Origin of the sequence: Helicobacter rodentium ATCC 700285 (genome assembly GCF_000687535.1) — a bacterium.
GTDB lineage: Bacteria > Campylobacterota > Campylobacteria > Campylobacterales > Helicobacteraceae > Helicobacter_D > Helicobacter_D rodentium.
Genome location: NZ_JHWC01000001.1, coordinates 195,720 through 210,428 on the forward strand (window position 1 = coordinate 195,720; position 14,709 = coordinate 210,428).

General features: G+C 35.0%; 17 protein-coding genes and 1 other RNA gene. 9 read left to right on the plus strand and 9 right to left on the minus strand.

Translation table 11 applies throughout. The features are described from left to right. Positions 1-77: 77 nt before the first annotated feature. Positions 78-458, plus strand: a complete 381-nt coding sequence (locus tag BS85_RS0100945; RefSeq protein ID WP_026943145.1) for a histidine triad nucleotide-binding protein — start codon at positions 78-80, stop codon at positions 456-458. Positions 459-562: 104 nt separating this feature from the next. On the opposite strand, the gene BS85_RS11185 is transcribed toward BS85_RS0100945, so the two are convergent. Continuing rightward, positions 563-793 carry a hypothetical protein gene (locus BS85_RS11185; protein WP_156937997.1) on the minus strand — a complete coding sequence of 77 codons (231 nt, stop codon included), beginning with the start codon at positions 791-793 and terminating at the stop codon, positions 563-565. A 166-nt stretch (positions 794-959) separates the two neighbouring features. Between BS85_RS11185 and BS85_RS0100950 the strand changes: the two genes are divergently transcribed. Further along, complete coding sequence (locus BS85_RS0100950; RefSeq protein ID WP_026943146.1) at positions 960-1,259, plus strand: YciI family protein; 300 nt, start codon at positions 960-962, stop codon at positions 1,257-1,259. 136 nt (positions 1,260-1,395) lie between these two features. Here the strand turns inward: BS85_RS0100950 and BS85_RS0100960 are convergent, their stop codons facing one another. The 5 genes from BS85_RS0100960 to BS85_RS10780 all read right to left on the minus strand — a co-directional run bounded on the left by BS85_RS0100960 (position 1,396) and on the right by BS85_RS10780 (position 8,481). Continuing rightward, on the minus strand, positions 1,396-1,626 hold the full coding sequence (locus BS85_RS0100960) for a hypothetical protein (protein ID WP_026943147.1): 231 nt from the start codon (positions 1,624-1,626) through the stop codon (positions 1,396-1,398). Between the two features lie 128 nt (positions 1,627-1,754). Beyond that, a complete protein-coding gene (locus BS85_RS0100970; RefSeq protein WP_026943148.1) occupies positions 1,755-3,794 on the minus strand; it encodes a P-loop NTPase fold protein in 2,040 nt (679 codons plus the stop codon). Positions 3,795-3,865: 71 nt separating this feature from the next. After that, positions 3,866-5,050, minus strand: coding sequence for a hypothetical protein (locus BS85_RS0100975; RefSeq protein WP_026943149.1), 1,185 nt, complete (start codon positions 5,048-5,050; stop codon positions 3,866-3,868). Further along, positions 4,972-6,252, minus strand: coding sequence for a glycosyltransferase family protein (locus tag BS85_RS09990; RefSeq protein WP_026943150.1), 1,281 nt, complete (start codon positions 6,250-6,252; stop codon positions 4,972-4,974). The genes BS85_RS0100975 and BS85_RS09990 overlap by 79 nt, the downstream gene beginning before the upstream one ends. 15 nt (positions 6,253-6,267) lie before the next feature. Continuing rightward, the gene (locus tag BS85_RS10780; RefSeq protein ID WP_051604618.1) at positions 6,268-8,481 is read right to left on the minus strand and encodes a capsular polysaccharide export protein, LipB/KpsS family; all 2,214 of its coding nucleotides are present in this window, start codon (positions 8,479-8,481) and stop codon (positions 6,268-6,270) included. A 115-nt stretch (positions 8,482-8,596) separates the two neighbouring features. On the opposite strand from BS85_RS10780, the gene BS85_RS0100990 reads away from it, so the two are divergent. From BS85_RS0100990 to BS85_RS0101010, 5 genes are all read left to right on the plus strand, one after another. Further along, positions 8,597-9,010, plus strand: a complete 414-nt coding sequence (locus BS85_RS0100990) for a helix-turn-helix domain-containing protein (RefSeq protein ID WP_026943151.1) — start codon at positions 8,597-8,599, stop codon at positions 9,008-9,010. A gap of 68 nt (positions 9,011-9,078) precedes the next feature. Then, a complete protein-coding gene (locus BS85_RS0100995; RefSeq protein WP_026943152.1) occupies positions 9,079-9,282 on the plus strand; it encodes a hypothetical protein in 204 nt (67 codons plus the stop codon). Between the two features lie 596 nt (positions 9,283-9,878). After that, positions 9,879-10,196: RNase P RNA component class A (rnpB, locus tag BS85_RS10785), an RNA gene on the plus strand. A gap of 10 nt (positions 10,197-10,206) precedes the next feature. After that, positions 10,207-11,223, plus strand: a complete 1,017-nt coding sequence (gene hypE, locus BS85_RS0101005; protein WP_026943153.1) for a hydrogenase expression/formation protein HypE — start codon at positions 10,207-10,209, stop codon at positions 11,221-11,223. A gap of 16 nt (positions 11,224-11,239) precedes the next feature. Further along, a complete protein-coding gene (locus BS85_RS0101010) occupies positions 11,240-11,440 on the plus strand; it encodes a hypothetical protein (protein ID WP_156937998.1) in 201 nt (66 codons plus the stop codon). On the opposite strand, the gene BS85_RS0101015 is transcribed toward BS85_RS0101010, so the two are convergent. Beyond that, a complete protein-coding gene (locus tag BS85_RS0101015; RefSeq protein ID WP_026943155.1) occupies positions 11,433-12,662 on the minus strand; it encodes a molybdopterin molybdotransferase MoeA in 1,230 nt (409 codons plus the stop codon). The genes BS85_RS0101010 and BS85_RS0101015 overlap by 8 nt on opposite strands. 13 nt (positions 12,663-12,675) lie before the next feature. Next, on the minus strand, positions 12,676-13,260 hold the full coding sequence (gene ribA, locus BS85_RS0101020) for a GTP cyclohydrolase II (protein WP_034550879.1): 585 nt from the start codon (positions 13,258-13,260) through the stop codon (positions 12,676-12,678). 140 nt (positions 13,261-13,400) lie between these two features. On the opposite strand from ribA, the gene hypB reads away from it, so the two are divergent. Next, a complete protein-coding gene (gene hypB / locus BS85_RS0101030) occupies positions 13,401-14,093 on the plus strand; it encodes a hydrogenase nickel incorporation protein HypB (protein ID WP_026943157.1) in 693 nt (230 codons plus the stop codon). Continuing rightward, positions 14,071-14,331, plus strand: a complete 261-nt coding sequence (locus BS85_RS0101035; RefSeq protein WP_026943158.1) for a HypC/HybG/HupF family hydrogenase formation chaperone — start codon at positions 14,071-14,073, stop codon at positions 14,329-14,331. Before hypB ends, BS85_RS0101035 begins: the two co-directional genes overlap by 23 nt. A 176-nt stretch (positions 14,332-14,507) precedes the next feature. Here the strand turns inward: BS85_RS0101035 and BS85_RS11190 are convergent, their stop codons facing one another. Then, a complete protein-coding gene (locus BS85_RS11190; protein ID WP_156937999.1) occupies positions 14,508-14,666 on the minus strand; it encodes a hypothetical protein in 159 nt (52 codons plus the stop codon). Positions 14,667-14,709: the final 43 nt, after the last annotated feature.

Sequence of the window (14,709 nt, forward strand, 5' to 3'; positions counted from 1 at the left end):
CTTTTCTTAAAAACTAAAATAAATCCATAGATAAAATAAGGTAAAATATTAAAAATTTACTTTTTAAAGGTTTCCAAATGAGCATATTTGAAAAAATTATCAAAGGCGAAGTGCCTTGCAATAAAGTGCTAGAAAATGATGACTTTTTAGCTTTTCACGACATTGCACCCAAAGCTCCTGTGCATGTTCTTGCGATTCCTAAGAAATTTGCTAAAGACTTCCAAGAGCTTAACCCCAATGAAATGGTAGGCTTCACACTCTTTATCCAAGAAGTCGCACGAACCTTAAATTTAGATAAAAGTGGCTATCGTATCATTAGCAATGTCGGTATAGATGGTGGGCAAGAAGTACCTTACTTGCACTTTCATATTTTAGGCGGAGCAAAACTTCGTTGGGACAATCTCGCCCAAAACATCTCTGATGCGCAACGATTAGAAGAAGCCAAAAAGAATATGTAGCTTTTTGTCATTACGAGATTCCACTTGTGGAATCGTAGCGTATAAGCAGCTCGTCCGCTTTAGCGCAAATATACAATGCCACAAACAGAGTGTCTTACTTTCCATCATTGCGAGAGATTCGTTAGAATCTCGTGGCAATCTATAATATTGCACTTCTTTAAAGATTCCATTGCAAAGTTTTCGTAACAATTCATAACTTCAAACTGAAGTAGAATTATCAAAAGGCGAGATATAAGATTATAGATTGCTTCGGCTAATGCCTCGCAATGACAAGAAACCAAAGCGTCTGCCACTCCGTCATTGCGAGAATGCGTAGCATTCGTGGCAATCCACAATCTAGCACATTTACATTTTCCACCTTGTCATTGCAAAGCACTTTAGGGCTGAAGTAATCCATAATCCTGCAAAAAGCAATTTTTGCAATGGAATCTTAAAGGCAAGATTCCACTTTTGATAAAATATGCTAAAATATCCTTAAGAAACTAAAAACAAGGGAATAAAATGAAAAATCTATTTGTGATTTTAATCACCTATACTAAGCCAATGAGTGAAATTGAAACGATTTTGCCTTCTCACCGCGCTTTTTTACAAAAAGGCTATGAGAGTAAGAATCTCTTAGCAAGCGGACCGCAGAATCCAAAAACAGGTGGAATCGTCATTGGGACATTTGATTCCAAAGAAGCAACAGAGGAGTTTTTCAAAAACGACCCTTACGCGCTAAACTCTGTCGCCACGCACCAAGTTTTGGAATTTACTCCGGTATTGCACCAAGAGTTTTTAAAAGGGTTTTTGGATTCGTAAATTTAAAAACCCTTGCGCAAATAATATTAATTTGTTTTTTTAATATTATCTTGCGCTTTGTCTATAGATAAAACCAAATAAGAAAAACAACCAACGAGACAAATTAAAGCAGTGCTAAAAAGTATTATACCATTAATCATTCCATATCCTCCAAAATTTTTCTAGTTTTTAAGTATTTCTTGAGCAATATCCCAAAACTAGCCGACAAAACAACGCTTACTATAACACCTAAAACCATTTGTGGAGTGGTAAGCGTTTCAATATTGATGATTGCATATCCAATAATTCCAAACAATGAAGTTGTTAAAAGCAGTAGATATGCCCTATAAGTTGCAATGTCTTCTTTAATAATTTCTTTTCTACTCATATTAAAATTATATCACAAATAGTTTTTTTGGGAAATATATCACCACTTTGTAAAAGAGATTTTTTAAAATCGCAGGAATTAACACGCTTATCATTATAAACCCTTAAAAAAGAACGGAATGAGAATTCTCACTCCTCCTCATTGATTAGTTTAAGAATAATGCTAGTAAGTGGGTTTTTCTTTAAATTTTCCTCCATTTTTTCTTTTTCTTCTTTGTTTTCATCTTTACCGCAAAATTCTTTGTATGCTTGGGGCAAAGAATCCTTAATAATACTTTGAACACGCGGTATATTATTTCTATTCATATACTCCTCAAAATACTCAAAAAATTTTTTATAAGGGGAATCTTGATTTTGATTTTCTGTATATTTTTTATATTCTTTATTTAAAATCTCTTTTGTTCTTTTTTCTTCTAATCTTTCTTTAATCATTTCTTTCTTGACTTTATATTCCTCTTTATTTAAAAATTCTTCATATGCTTGAAATAGGCGATTTTCCAAATTATATTCCTTAACAAAGTCGCTAGAAAATTTATCACTAAAATATTCAGAAAATATTTTACAAAATTCATTATTGTTTTGGAAAACTTTTACTATTTCATTTATTTGGCGAACATTTGCTATTTCATTTACTGGAAAGTTATTGTATTTAACTATATCTTTAGGCGAAAAAGTTACTGCTATACCTCGACCAAAATCTTTGTCTTTTAAATCAAACCTATTTATAAAACTTTTAATATCCAAATCGGTAGTTTTATGCTGATTCCTACATTCATCATAAATTTGTTTATATTTTTCTCCTTCATTAATAATTGCTTTCAGCGTACTATTAAGCGAATCATTATCTTTTTTGGTGTGAGATATTATGTATTGCTCTTTAATCTCATACTCTTGTGGTAATTCTTCCTTTTTTATTCTTTCGCATAATTTAAAGAGTATTTGATAACGATCATAGCCGTTTGTGAGGTCATCTACAAGAAAGGATTTTTCAGTATTTTGAAATATGTTTTTAATCCATTCCGCGTATTGATTGTCGCTCAAGTTACCATTTGTATAATTCTCTTGTATTTCCCTTAATGAAGTAACCGATTCCTTATCAAGTTCTTTCAAAAAAAATCTTTGCGCACTAGTTTTACAATCTTCGTCTAACTCCAATAAGCTATTTAAGAAATTCTCATAAAAATTAAAACCAAAAGGAAACTTTGGGAGATTATCTTTTGGTATTAGAAAATAATATTCTCCAATATCAAGCACCATTCTTTCATAATATAATTTTAAAACTTTCAAAAACATTTCTTTCGGTTTTTCTTTTTGTGCCTTAAAGAAACAATGCTCATTAAAATAGTCAATATGTTGCGTAAGCTTTATTAATAGTCTCAAATTATTATTGTTGTTAAATTTGAATCCTTGCTTAAAACATTCAAAGATAAGATTTACAATCTCTTGCTTTATCTCTTTGGTATCCCACTTTAAATTCTCCTCAATGATTTTGCGCGCTGTTTCATCGTTATTTTCAATAGGAATCTCATAATCAATCACTTTTTCTTTGTAGGTTTCATACCAAGTTTTAGAATTTTCTGCTTCACCACTGCTTGATTCCTGTTCGCTATTCGCTTTTTGTTCTTTTTGATTGTTTGATTCTCGTTTGTCCAATTCATCTTTATCAAAAATCATAACCACATTGCAGAACTTATCTTCTTTTAACAAACTGATAAGTCCTAAAATTTCATCTAGTGGTAGCTTGTCAGATTTTCTTTCTATGTTATCAAAACAAACAATGATATTCTTAAAATCCTCTTTCTTGAAAATAGAAAAAATAGAACTAACATCAATATTTATTTCTGCATTTACTCCCATAACTCCTAAAGTCACACCTTTAAGAGATTGAAATAATGGCTTAGCTTTATCACAAATTTTCTTAACTCTCTCATTGCAAATTTCATTAACCTTCAAAACTATTTCTTCTAGGATTTGTTTGTAACTTTCCTTGCCAAATAAATCAATATAAACAACTTGTTTTTCTTTATTTTTTTCTTTAATCTCCTTTTCAACCTCTCTCCATAGGCAAGTTTTACCTACACCCCAAGCACCTCGTATAACCAAACAAACTTTCTCATTCTTAATCAAAAATTTTGCAATATCCGAAATTTTACTATTCTTATTAGACACACAATACTCCTATAATTTAATAAAATTATATCGTTTTCCTGCGTCATAGCTTAAAGTCATACCATAGAATCTTACAATAAACCCTTGCATTTAAAATAAAGAGTGAGAAAGCCGAATTTCAAAAAACTTTTATCCGCTTCAATGATAAGTTGCCCGATTCTAAATTCTTTCTCATTTTGTATTTGCAAAGCCTCAAAATAATCCGCAAAACTATGCAATGGTTTAGGGGGATTCAACTCTCCTCTTTCTATCATTTTCTTTTGTAGTTTCTTAAGGATTTGGTGTTCTTTTTTGATAGCCAAAAGCCTAAAGGGCATATTCAAAAGATTGCTTTGCAAATAAGCCTCTCCTAGTTTATAGCTTAATTGCTCTTTTACTCTCGCTACCGCTCCTTTTTCTAAAATTTTTCCATAAGGTTGCGCTATTGCGTCCGCCATTTTCATAATGTTTGAACCCCTATAAGCATTCTTAAAAATATCTTGCGCTATATCTTGGAATCTTTTTGTTAAAACACACCCACAAAAGACCTTATAAAACTCACTCTTTTCCTGTATATTTGCCAAAAACCCATCTGCTTCTTGGAATCTTTCTTGCTTTATCAAAGAATCCAAAAAAGCTATTTTGTAAAGGGGATTTTTCTCATCTAAATTCATTGCCCTATAAGCCATATCTCCCAAAAACTTAAAGTCTCCCTCCTCTCTCTTTAGCATATAAAGGTGCAAATAAGAAAAGGCTTGTGCTATGGGGTGGATTTTGATTTTTTCTAAATATTCCAAAATAATCTCACTCTGCGCCTTTTCATCAAAAAATTTATAAGTGAAGTTTTGTTCCCTGCCTTTTCCTATCACACTAGCCAAGTAAGAAAAATGACTATCAGCAGAAAATATCTCTTTAGCTTTAGACATAAAGGTAATTTCAAAAAAGATTCTATCCACATCATTTAAATTTTCTGGCAAAAACTCAACAATACTACTTTGCATATAAATTTTAATTGTTTTTACTTTTTTGCTTATTTCAAAATCCAAAAATTCTTGATGATAAACCTCGCAAACTTTTTCAAAAGTCTTAAACTCCCCCTCTACAAAAAATTCCAAAACAATCCTGCAAGGATTTACCCAAATTTCCTTTGGCTCTAAATAAATTTTCAAATATTCCAAATCAACACAGGATTCAAACTCTACTTCCCAAGTGTTAGATTCTTGATTAAATTGTAATATTTTTGAAATCTCTTCCAAATCTTGCAGTTTAAATACCATTGATGTTTTCCTTTCGTTTTCAAATATCCCAAAGATTCCAACTGATTTTCTACAAATCTTGGCAAAGTGTTTTTTAGCTCCCCTCTTTGAATCACCTCACTTGCAACAACGCCACCCTTATAACAAAACTCCAAAACAAAAGTATAAATACTCTTAGAATAAACTTGTAAAAAAATGCTTTTATCAATCCCAGCAAAAGTAAATTTTAACCTGTTTTTAAAATCCACTTGCACAATCAACTCATAAGATTCCATAGGAATCTCCATTATTTGCTTCGCCCAAGCAATCCTATCAAAATACTGCCACACTTCACCACCACTTAATGGCACTTCTAACTTTGCTTTCCAGCCTCCATTATATGCGCTCCCACCAAGCTCTAACCAGCGATGATAATAAACCCACCATTGCCCCCAAGCTAACGCACAAAGCTTATTATTCCAAAAGCGATTATATTGCCCCCACGCGTGAATAATAGAGGATTCTTTGCTTTTTACCCAACTCACATTTCCATAATATTTGTCCCCTAACGCGTAAATCTTTAGCGGATTTGTCAGTAAATAAAGGCTAAAGAGTGCTTGGTCGCCGAGCTTTACCTGCGTGAAATAATCCTCGCAATGCTCTGCGATGAAGCGATACACAAACGCATACATCTCTACAAGTGCCATAGAACCAAAGACAATAATCCCAGTAGAATAGTTTTTTACTTCTTGAAATTGCGGTGGGCATAATGCACCCATTCCTTGCGATAAACTTGCACTTCCTCTAAAACAAGCCACATCAAAATCCCCTTGCGCTAACTCCTCAATCCCGCGCAAAAGTAGCATATCAAAATCCAAATATACGATTCTTTCACACTCACAAAGCAACTTCAAAGCCTCAAACCTCGCATAACTCATATGTGTATAGCGGCTTAGAATAGGATTTGTCTTGTCTATGTGGAAGCTAGGATTATATTTCTTAACCTCTGCGCTAAAATCCTCAAAAGCAAAATCAACAAACACGCAATTTACCCCCCCCCCCCCGCGAGATTCTACAATCTCTTGCATTATTCGTTTATCTGTCGGTAAGAATCCATCTTGCACGATATAAAAGACATCAATTTGGTTTGGCATTTTGTCTAAAATGTTTAATAAAAGCGTCCCAATCGTAAAGGCACTATCTTTTGTCGCCGCCAAGAGAATCCCGAATTTATATTTTTGCATTCTTTTTCCTTCATTTTATTTTACAAAGATTCTAAATTGCTTAACCAAAGGATTCTTAGAATCCATTACAAAATCTTTTGGTCTTGTAAGCAACTTTCTAAAAAGTCTAAAAAACTTCGTATGCGAAACCTTAGAGAAAACCTTATTTAAAAGTGGAATAGAAAAACTCTTAGTTTTAGTATTTTTAATCTCATACAAATAGGGTTTGTAGGCTAAAGATTTTAATGTATAAGCATTTTTTTCTACACTTGTAGCTTCAAGGTAACTTTGTCCTCCTACGCGAATCTTGTAAAAATCAATGGAAACGACTTGCTCTACCATTCGGTTGTTCTCACTATCTTTTATCTGTTTAACCTGCGATTGTCCATAGCTATAAAATTCTTTCCATAAATAATGCACAAAACTTAGCATTTTTTCATTATCTACTTGAAATTCACCGCTTAAGATTCTATGGATTTGCGCTCTTAGCTCCTCCTCGTCTTTTGCTGATAAATTCAATCCTTGATGAGAATAAAATGCGTTACCACACAACACACAAGCCTTGCCACTTATCATCGCATAAACTCCAACCCCAGAGTTAATCATCACTGCCCCACAACAAATCTCTAACAAATCCATAAAATTTGTATTATCAGGGACAAAAAGCAAAGAATCGTATTTGTCTTTTTCTATATTTAAAGTTAATGGGTGCTTTTTAACACAAAATACAATATCATCGTTTGCATAACTTCTAGCAACTTGGTTGATAATCTCCAAAAACCCTTCCCAGCTAAAGGGTTCATAGGTAAAATGCAATATCACAGAATCGTTTTGCGTCTGCAAAGGCACAAAGATTACCCTTTTATGCCGAATTCCGAGCTTTCTTCTTAAACCAGCTCCCCCTATTCTTTGACCTTGTGCTTGTAAAAATTTTTCTCCGTTTAAAAGAGATTCAATATAATCTTGTGTTTGCTCTTTTTGTAGGCTAGATAAGGGTTTATCCCAATATTTTGGCAGATATGAGGGTGAATCATAATTGCAACCTTGTGTATCAAAAAACCAAGAATCACTAAATGCGCCTCTATCAAATACGACAAAAGGAATCTTGGAATCTTTTACAAACTTATAAATCAAAATGCGTTGTGTGTTGCCATAAGCATTTGGAAAAAGCACACAAGAAATTTGCCACTCTTTTAAAAATTCTAAAAATCTTATCTCATCAAACTTCTCTTCTGTAAAAAACTCATATTCCCTTTTACAAACTAGCTCTCCAATATAAACGCTCACTCCCCGCAATGCTTTATAGACACTAGAATTTTCCGCAGTAAATAAAAGCACCTTTTTGCCTAGAGCCATTTTATCTTGCAAACAATCCACTCCATCGCTAAGATTCTTAAATCTCTTTAAATTGCGATAAAACTTCTGATGATTTTTCTCTCTATTATCCAAATATCCATTTTGATTTGGTTCAATATGCCATAAATGATAAAGCCAAATCCCATAAAAAATACTCTCATATCCTACGATGCTAAACCAAGAACGAAAACCCTTAAAATCATTAAAACTCCAATTCCTATAATCAAAGTCTAAATTTCTAGGCAGAGATTCAAAAGTTGCACAGGTTTTTAAGATTCTATTCATCAAATCAAAATCCTCGTATCCGTGTCCGACAAACTCTAAGTCATTTCCTCCAATCTCCAAGTATTTATGCCGATTCATTACAAAAGAGCTTGAAGCAGGCGCAAAAAACCGATTGAGCATATTTTGTTTGCTATTGATGTCATGTAGGAGGAGATTATCCCTTTTATCCTCCTCTGCTTGAATAATAAACTCACTTCCACTTTCATTTAAAAAAATACAAGGTAGAATCAAAAATTGATTGGGATTCTTATGGATTTGCTTAATTTCAATTAATTGTAAAATCTTTTTTAAACTTTCCATGCTCAAATAATAATCCACATCTAAAGGCATTATTACAGGTGCATTGGCATAAATTGCGCCAAGATTCCGACAAGCCCCCTGTGAGAATGCACCCTTTTGTTGTTGTGTAGTGTCTTTTATGTATTGGTGTCCGCTTTCTTGTATAATCTTGGGTAACTCCTCGCAAATATAGCTTGAATATCCCTCTACAAAAAGATATTCCACTTCGTCTATACTTTTAGCATTCAAGGCTTTTTCTATTACTCTTTGTTTGATATATTCTCTTTGCACACTCGTTCCAAAAGGGATAATAATAGAAAGTTTTGGCATTTTAATCCTTAATATTTATGTTTTAAAAAACAAATTATAGTTTTTATATAATTAAATTATACTTTTACTATAACATAAAGCTTAAAATTATAGTTTTAATATAAAGAGCTATAAAATGAAAGTTGTTGAAAGAATCAATGAAATCTTGCAAGAAAAAAATATGAGCAAAAAAGAACTTGCGCACCGCTTGATTGACTTTGGTATGAAAGCAAACAAAACAGGAGAAACCCCGAGTATCTCTAGCATTTATGCCTATCTCAATGGCAATATTGAAATTAAAGCGGATATGATTCCTTATATCGCCGATGCGCTTGGAATCTGTGAGCAAGAATTATTTTCTAATCCCAAACAGGCTTTGAAAATCATCGCAAAGGTTTATAATGAGAAAACAAATTACACGCAATATGAAAGAATTATAGAATTACTAGAATACCTCTCACCCAAAACACTCCTAGAGCTAGAAGAAATTTTAATTCAAAACAAGAAAAAGATTCAAGAGCTAAACAAGGGAATCAAGAGGTTGCAATAGCCAAGTTAATTTAATTTTAAATATAATAGAGATTAAAAGTTTAGCCAAAATGACATTAAAGGAATACTATGGGAAAGCTTACAGAAGAATTTGTGCGCAAAGTTTTTCAAGAGGAAGGTTCTTATCTAAGTAAGCCCGAAGATATTTCGGAGAACAAACTATGCAATGAAACGCCCAAAGAAATCCGCGATAGTATCCTTAGTGGCAATCATAACGATATAGAAAATACATTAAAAGCTTTAAAAGAAATTGAGGAGATTGAAAGAGTGTAATCTTATTTATTGCTTGTCTTTATATGAATGAACAATTAAAAAAATGCAATCGGGAAGTTCCTAATGAGTTAATTTTTAAGATTGTTGAAATGTTACTTAATGATAGCAAAGAGGATAAGGTTGCCATTGGAAAAAATGGTTTATATATGGCTTTTCGCCTCGCAAATGAAGTAAAGATTAAAACATAGCAGAACTTCACTACACTTTTAAATTTATAAATCAAAAACGCTTACTTTTGTGCTATTGCGATACTTCGTAGAGGTTGTGATATATATTATAAGACGAGGTGATTTGCTTTTTTGTCATTGCGAGAGAGCGAAACAAACGAAGCAATCCATAATTTTGCATAAAGTAATTTTTACAATGGAATCTTTAAAGAAGTGCATTCTTATAGATTGCCACGACTTCTTGCGAAGTCTCGCAATGACGCAAATAGCAAAATTATAAGCAATCCAAAGTTATAGATTGCCACGATTCCACAAGTGGAATCTCGCAATGACATACTTCCACAACGTCATTGCGAGGCAACGCAAGGAAGAATCCTAGATTGCTTCACAATTAAAACTCTTTTTATGCCATTTCTGCTACAATCCGAGCAGGTATAGCAAGTGGCTGCTTAAATTTTAAGAGGAAAGTCCGAGCTGCTTTGGGATAGGATTCCATTTAAAGAATGGCTAGAGCAATCTAAGGGAAAGCGCAACAGAAAACAAACCGCCACAATGGCAAGGGTGAAAAGGTGGGGTAAGAGCCTACCGAAAGTGCAGTAATGCACTTTGCTTTGCAAGCCCAATCCGCAGCAAGAAAGGTATGGTTAATATCCCAAGAATTGAGCCTTTTGCTAGAGTTTTGCTGCAAGGCAAAATGTAGATAAATAGCCACATAAACAGAACTCGGCTTACCGCTATGCCTAAGAAAAGGAGTTTTATGCGTATTGCAGATTCTATTTTGTTGAGTTATGGTAGCGGTGGTGTGGAATCCCAAAGCCTTATTACAGAGTTTTTTTATCCTCTTTTGGAAAGTTGTGTAATAAGTGGTGGGGAAGACGCTGGAATCGGGATTCTAAAAAACTCCGATAAATTCGCTCTTAGCACCGATGGCTATGTCGTCTCTCCCTTGTTTTTCGCAGGAGGTGATATTGGCAAACTCTGCGTTTGTGGAAGCTGCAATGATGTTGCGATGATGGGCGCAAAGCCACATTATTTGAGTGCGAGTTTTATGATTGAGGAGGGGTTTTTAACAGCAGATTTAAAGCGCATTGTGGAATCCTTTGCAAACACCTTAAAGCAAAGCGGTGCGAAACTTCTCTCCGCAGACACAAAAGTGCTTCCCAAAGGCTCTTTGGATAAACTTTTCATCACCACCACCGCCTTAGGCGAGTTTTTGCACCCGCATTTAAGCTTAAGTGCATTTGGGATTCCGCAAGATTGTGCGATTCTTGTAAGCGGAAATATCGGCACACACGGGGCGGTAATCTATTCTAGTCGTGAGGAAATCGGGCTACAAAGCGATTTGCAAAGCGATTGTGCTTTACTTTACCCTATTTTAGAACCACTTTTTGCCTCCAACCTCACACTTTATGCGCTAAGGGACGCCACAAGAGGCGGAATCGCAAGTGTGCTAAACGAATGGGCAAATGCTTCAAAAATCGGCATAGAGATTGAGGAGTCGCATTTGCCAATCCTCCCACAAGTGCGTGGAATCTGTGAGTTACTAGGATTTGAAGCCTACAATTTAGCAAACGAGGGAATGTGTGTGCTTTGCGTCGCCAAAGAGGACGCCACAAAGGCTTTAGAGATTCTGCATTTACAAGGCGCAAAAGATGCTGCAATCATCGGACACACAACTTCTCAAAACGCAACCAAAGTTGTGCTAAAAACCCCTTTTGGTGCGAGGCGATATTTGGATTATCCAAGCGGGGAGTTACTTCCTAGAATCTGCTAAGGATTGCGTTATTATGATGGATTGCTTCGTTCGTTTCACTCTCTCGCAAGGACAGAAAATCAAAGCATCTGTCACCGCGTCATTGCGAGAAGTTGGCACAACTTCGTGGCAATCTATAATCTTATCAATCAATAAAGATTCCATTGTAAAAGATTTAATTATGCAAGATTATGGATTACTTCGGCGTTGCCTCGCAAGGACAAAGCATATTATGTAAGCAAAATCACCTCCACCATTTCACCTGCCTTTTTCGCACAATCCAACACACACAACCCATTACGCGCAGAATCCAATGGGCAAAAATTATTCAAAATTGCGCTTAAAAAATCTTTTTTACCCTCAAAATCCACACTCCATTTGCCTTGAATATTGCGCACATTACACACGCGGAACTCCAAGCGATTATCTGTTTTACCGACATTTTCTTGCAATGGAATCTCCAAAACAATAGGTGTAAAATGCGCTCCATTGAGACGCCATAAAATCTCTTTAACAAAAAGCTCAAAGGTTACTAAGGTAGAATTTGGAAAACCGGGCAACCCAAAAAATTGCTTACCTCCAAAATGCGCATAAGAAATATGTTGTCCGGGCTTAATCTTGACGCCTTTAAACACCATTTCATTTTCCCTCTCCTTGCAAATTGCTGCAATAAAATCATAATCCCCCACACTAGCTCCCCCGCTACTTAGGATTAAATCGCACTCCTTAAGGGCTAAATTTACACTTTTTTCTATCTCTTGCTTGTTGTCTTTTAAAATCGGATAAAGCTTAGGGATTCCACCATTTTCTAGCACTTTTGCAAGGAGTAAATGCCCATTGGCATTGTAAGTATTTACTCCATTTCTAGCATTTTCCCCCAACTCTAATAACTCATTTCCGCTGACTAAAATTCCAACTTTCGCGCGTGCAAATACCTCCACAAAAACACAATTCAAACTCGCCAAAAGTCCAATATGATTTGCGTTAAGCTGCACCCCTTTAGAGATTAATTTCTCGCCTTTGCGGTGATTAGCTCCTCTTTGTCGGATATGTTGCCCAATCTTTGGAATCTCCAAAAGACGCAAGGTTTGAGATTCTGCTTTTACCTGCTCTATTGGCACTAAAATATCAGCATTTTGCGGAATCCTTGCCCCTGTGAAAGTTTTAATTGCAAAGGGTTGATGGAGTGGCAAAATAGAATCTTGCGCATTCCCCGCTGGATTGTCCCCCAAGATAATAAAGTCTTGCTCTTTGATATTTTCACTTAAGAACTTAGAGCAAATCGCATATCCGTCCATATTAGAACGCGCAGATTCTGGCATATCACAATCTGCAAGTATATCTTGCGCTAAAATGCGTCCTAAAGCTTGGTGCAAAAACACGCGCTCCACTCCCAAAGTCTCAATCTCTTGAGATTCTAAAATCTCCTTAGCTTCTCTGTAATCTATCTTAATTTGCATTTTGTCCCTCAAATCAAAGTAAATGTCCCATTTTGGTTTTTTTCACTTCTAAATAATGTGCATTGTGTGCATTACAACCCACAATAATAGGCTCACGCTTGAGTGCAATCATAGATTCAAACACACTAATTTTAGTCGGATTATTTGTAAGCAAACGAATTTGCCGCAACTTATAATAATCAAAAATAAATTGGACTATTTTATAATCCCTTTCGTCCTCTTTGAAGCCCAAAGCAAGATTTGCTTCAATGGTATCCAAGCCCTTATCCTGCAAAGCATAGGCATTGACTTTATTGAAAAGTCCGATTCCACGCCCCTCTTGACGCAAATAAATCAACATTCCTTGCTCCTTTGCGATTCTTTTCAATGCAAAGTGTAACTCCCCACCGCAATCGCATTTAAGACTTGAAAGCGTATCGCCCGTTAAACATTCTGAATGCACACGCACAAGCGGATTATCGGGAAGCTCCTCTGTTTTAACCACCAAATGCTCTAAAACATAGACTTCACCCTTAAAGGATTTTTTTTCCCTAAAAGCCTGAATTTTAAAATTCCCAAATTGTGTTGGGAGATTTGCTTGTTCTGAAATTTCTATCATTAATACTTCTCTCTTAAAAATTTATTTAAAAATCTAAAATATAGCCAATTTGTAGTAAGAAGTGGTTTAAGATTCCAAATTTTCACTTCATATTTGGATACAAATCTGCTACAATGCGCAAAAAAATAAAAGGTTTTCAAATGGAATCACAAAACAACACAAAAAGCCTTGAAATAGGACAAAGGATTCTATCTAAAAACGATAAAATCGCAATGGAATTGCGCAAAATGTATGCAAAAGATAATCTTTTTGTCATTAACCTTATGAGTTCCCCGGGTAGCGGAAAAACAACACTCCTAGAAAATATAGCCAAAAACAAATTGCTAGATTTCTGTGTGGTAGAGGGTGATTTACAAACAAACCGCGATGCCGAGCGTCTCCAAGCTTATGGAGTGAATGCTTATCAAATTACCACCGGAGATGCGTGCCATTTGGAAGCGGCAATGGTGCAAGAAGCTTTACCAAACCTTCGCACACAAGGCGAACTAAAGGATTTTATGTTTATAGAAAATGTTGGTAATCTTGTCTGCCCTGCAAGTTATGACTTGGGTGCAAATATGAATATCGTTTTACTCTCCACTCCAGAGGGCGATGATAAAGTCTTAAAATATCCTACAATCTTTTTATGCGCTGATGCAGTCATCATTTCTAAAGCGGATTTAATAGAAGTGTTTAACTTCAAAGTCTCTCAAGTGAAAGAGGATTTAGAAAAACTCAAAAAAGAGATTCCATTATTCTTAATCTCTGACAAGGAATTAGAATCCCAACGCAAATTTTGTGCATTTTTACAGCAAAACAAGGAGAAAAATTATGTGTCTAGCCATACCTTCTAAAGTCATCAAAATTGACACAAAAACCAATTTAGCAACATTAGATACGCTAGGCGTAATGCGTGAGGCAAGTTTGGATTTAATGAATGAGGAAGTGCGAATTGGGGATTATGTTTTGTTGCATATTGGGTATGTAATGGGAAAAATAGATGAAGAACAAGCAAAGCTTTCATTGGAAACTTACGCAGAAATCATCAAAACGCTTGAGGAAGAAGAAAAAGAACTCAAAGAGCCTAGTTAATAGCTGTTGGGGGGATTCTTTTTTTATTGCTTTAATTTTATTGCAAGATTCCACATTGTGTTTAGCTTTTGAGTAGGATTATAAGATTGCCCCACTCCGTTCGCAATGATTCAAGGAGATAGACTGCGTCATTGCAAGAGATTCTTTAGAATCTCGTGGCAATCTATCACTTTGCATTACTTGAAAGACTCCACTACAAAATTTAATTTATACGCAGGATTATGGATTGTTTCATCTCTCGCTTTGTCCGCTCCTCGCAATGACTGCGCGGGATTCATCATTGCAAACAAAACAAAGCAATCTATAAAGAAAATTTCAGAGGTAAGACTCCGCATTTTACTCTCGTAAAAACAAAGTTTTACAAGAATAAATAAGAAT

Bases quoted from the DNA above. Each gene is read 5' to 3' on its own strand.
- BS85_RS0100945 (WP_026943145.1), top strand. From the start codon at position 78: ATGAGCATATTTGAAAAAATTATCAAAGGCGAAGTGCCTTGCAATAAA.
- BS85_RS0100950 (WP_026943146.1), top strand. From the start codon at position 960: ATGAAAAATCTATTTGTGATTTTAATCACCTATACTAAGCCAATGAGT.
- BS85_RS0100960 (WP_026943147.1), bottom strand. From the start codon at position 1,626: ATGAGTAGAAAAGAAATTATTAAAGAAGACATTGCAACTTATAGGGCA.
- BS85_RS0100975 (WP_026943149.1), bottom strand. From the start codon at position 5,050: ATGGTATTTAAACTGCAAGATTTGGAAGAGATTTCAAAAATATTACAA.
- BS85_RS09990 (WP_026943150.1), bottom strand. From the start codon at position 6,252: ATGCAAAAATATAAATTCGGGATTCTCTTGGCGGCGACAAAAGATAGT.
- BS85_RS10780 (WP_051604618.1), bottom strand. From the start codon at position 8,481: ATGCCAAAACTTTCTATTATTATCCCTTTTGGAACGAGTGTGCAAAGA.
- BS85_RS0100990 (WP_026943151.1), top strand. From the start codon at position 8,597: ATGAAAGTTGTTGAAAGAATCAATGAAATCTTGCAAGAAAAAAATATG.
- BS85_RS0100995 (WP_026943152.1), top strand. From the start codon at position 9,079: ATGGGAAAGCTTACAGAAGAATTTGTGCGCAAAGTTTTTCAAGAGGAA.
- hypE (WP_026943153.1), top strand. From the start codon at position 10,207: ATGCGTATTGCAGATTCTATTTTGTTGAGTTATGGTAGCGGTGGTGTG.
- BS85_RS0101010 (WP_156937998.1), top strand. From the start codon at position 11,240: ATGGATTGCTTCGTTCGTTTCACTCTCTCGCAAGGACAGAAAATCAAA.
- BS85_RS0101015 (WP_026943155.1), bottom strand. From the start codon at position 12,662: ATGCAAATTAAGATAGATTACAGAGAAGCTAAGGAGATTTTAGAATCT.
- ribA (WP_034550879.1), bottom strand. From the start codon at position 13,260: ATGATAGAAATTTCAGAACAAGCAAATCTCCCAACACAATTTGGGAAT.
- hypB (WP_026943157.1), top strand. From the start codon at position 13,401: ATGGAATCACAAAACAACACAAAAAGCCTTGAAATAGGACAAAGGATT.
- BS85_RS0101035 (WP_026943158.1), top strand. From the start codon at position 14,071: ATGTGTCTAGCCATACCTTCTAAAGTCATCAAAATTGACACAAAAACC.
- BS85_RS11190 (WP_156937999.1), bottom strand. From the start codon at position 14,666: ATGCGGAGTCTTACCTCTGAAATTTTCTTTATAGATTGCTTTGTTTTG.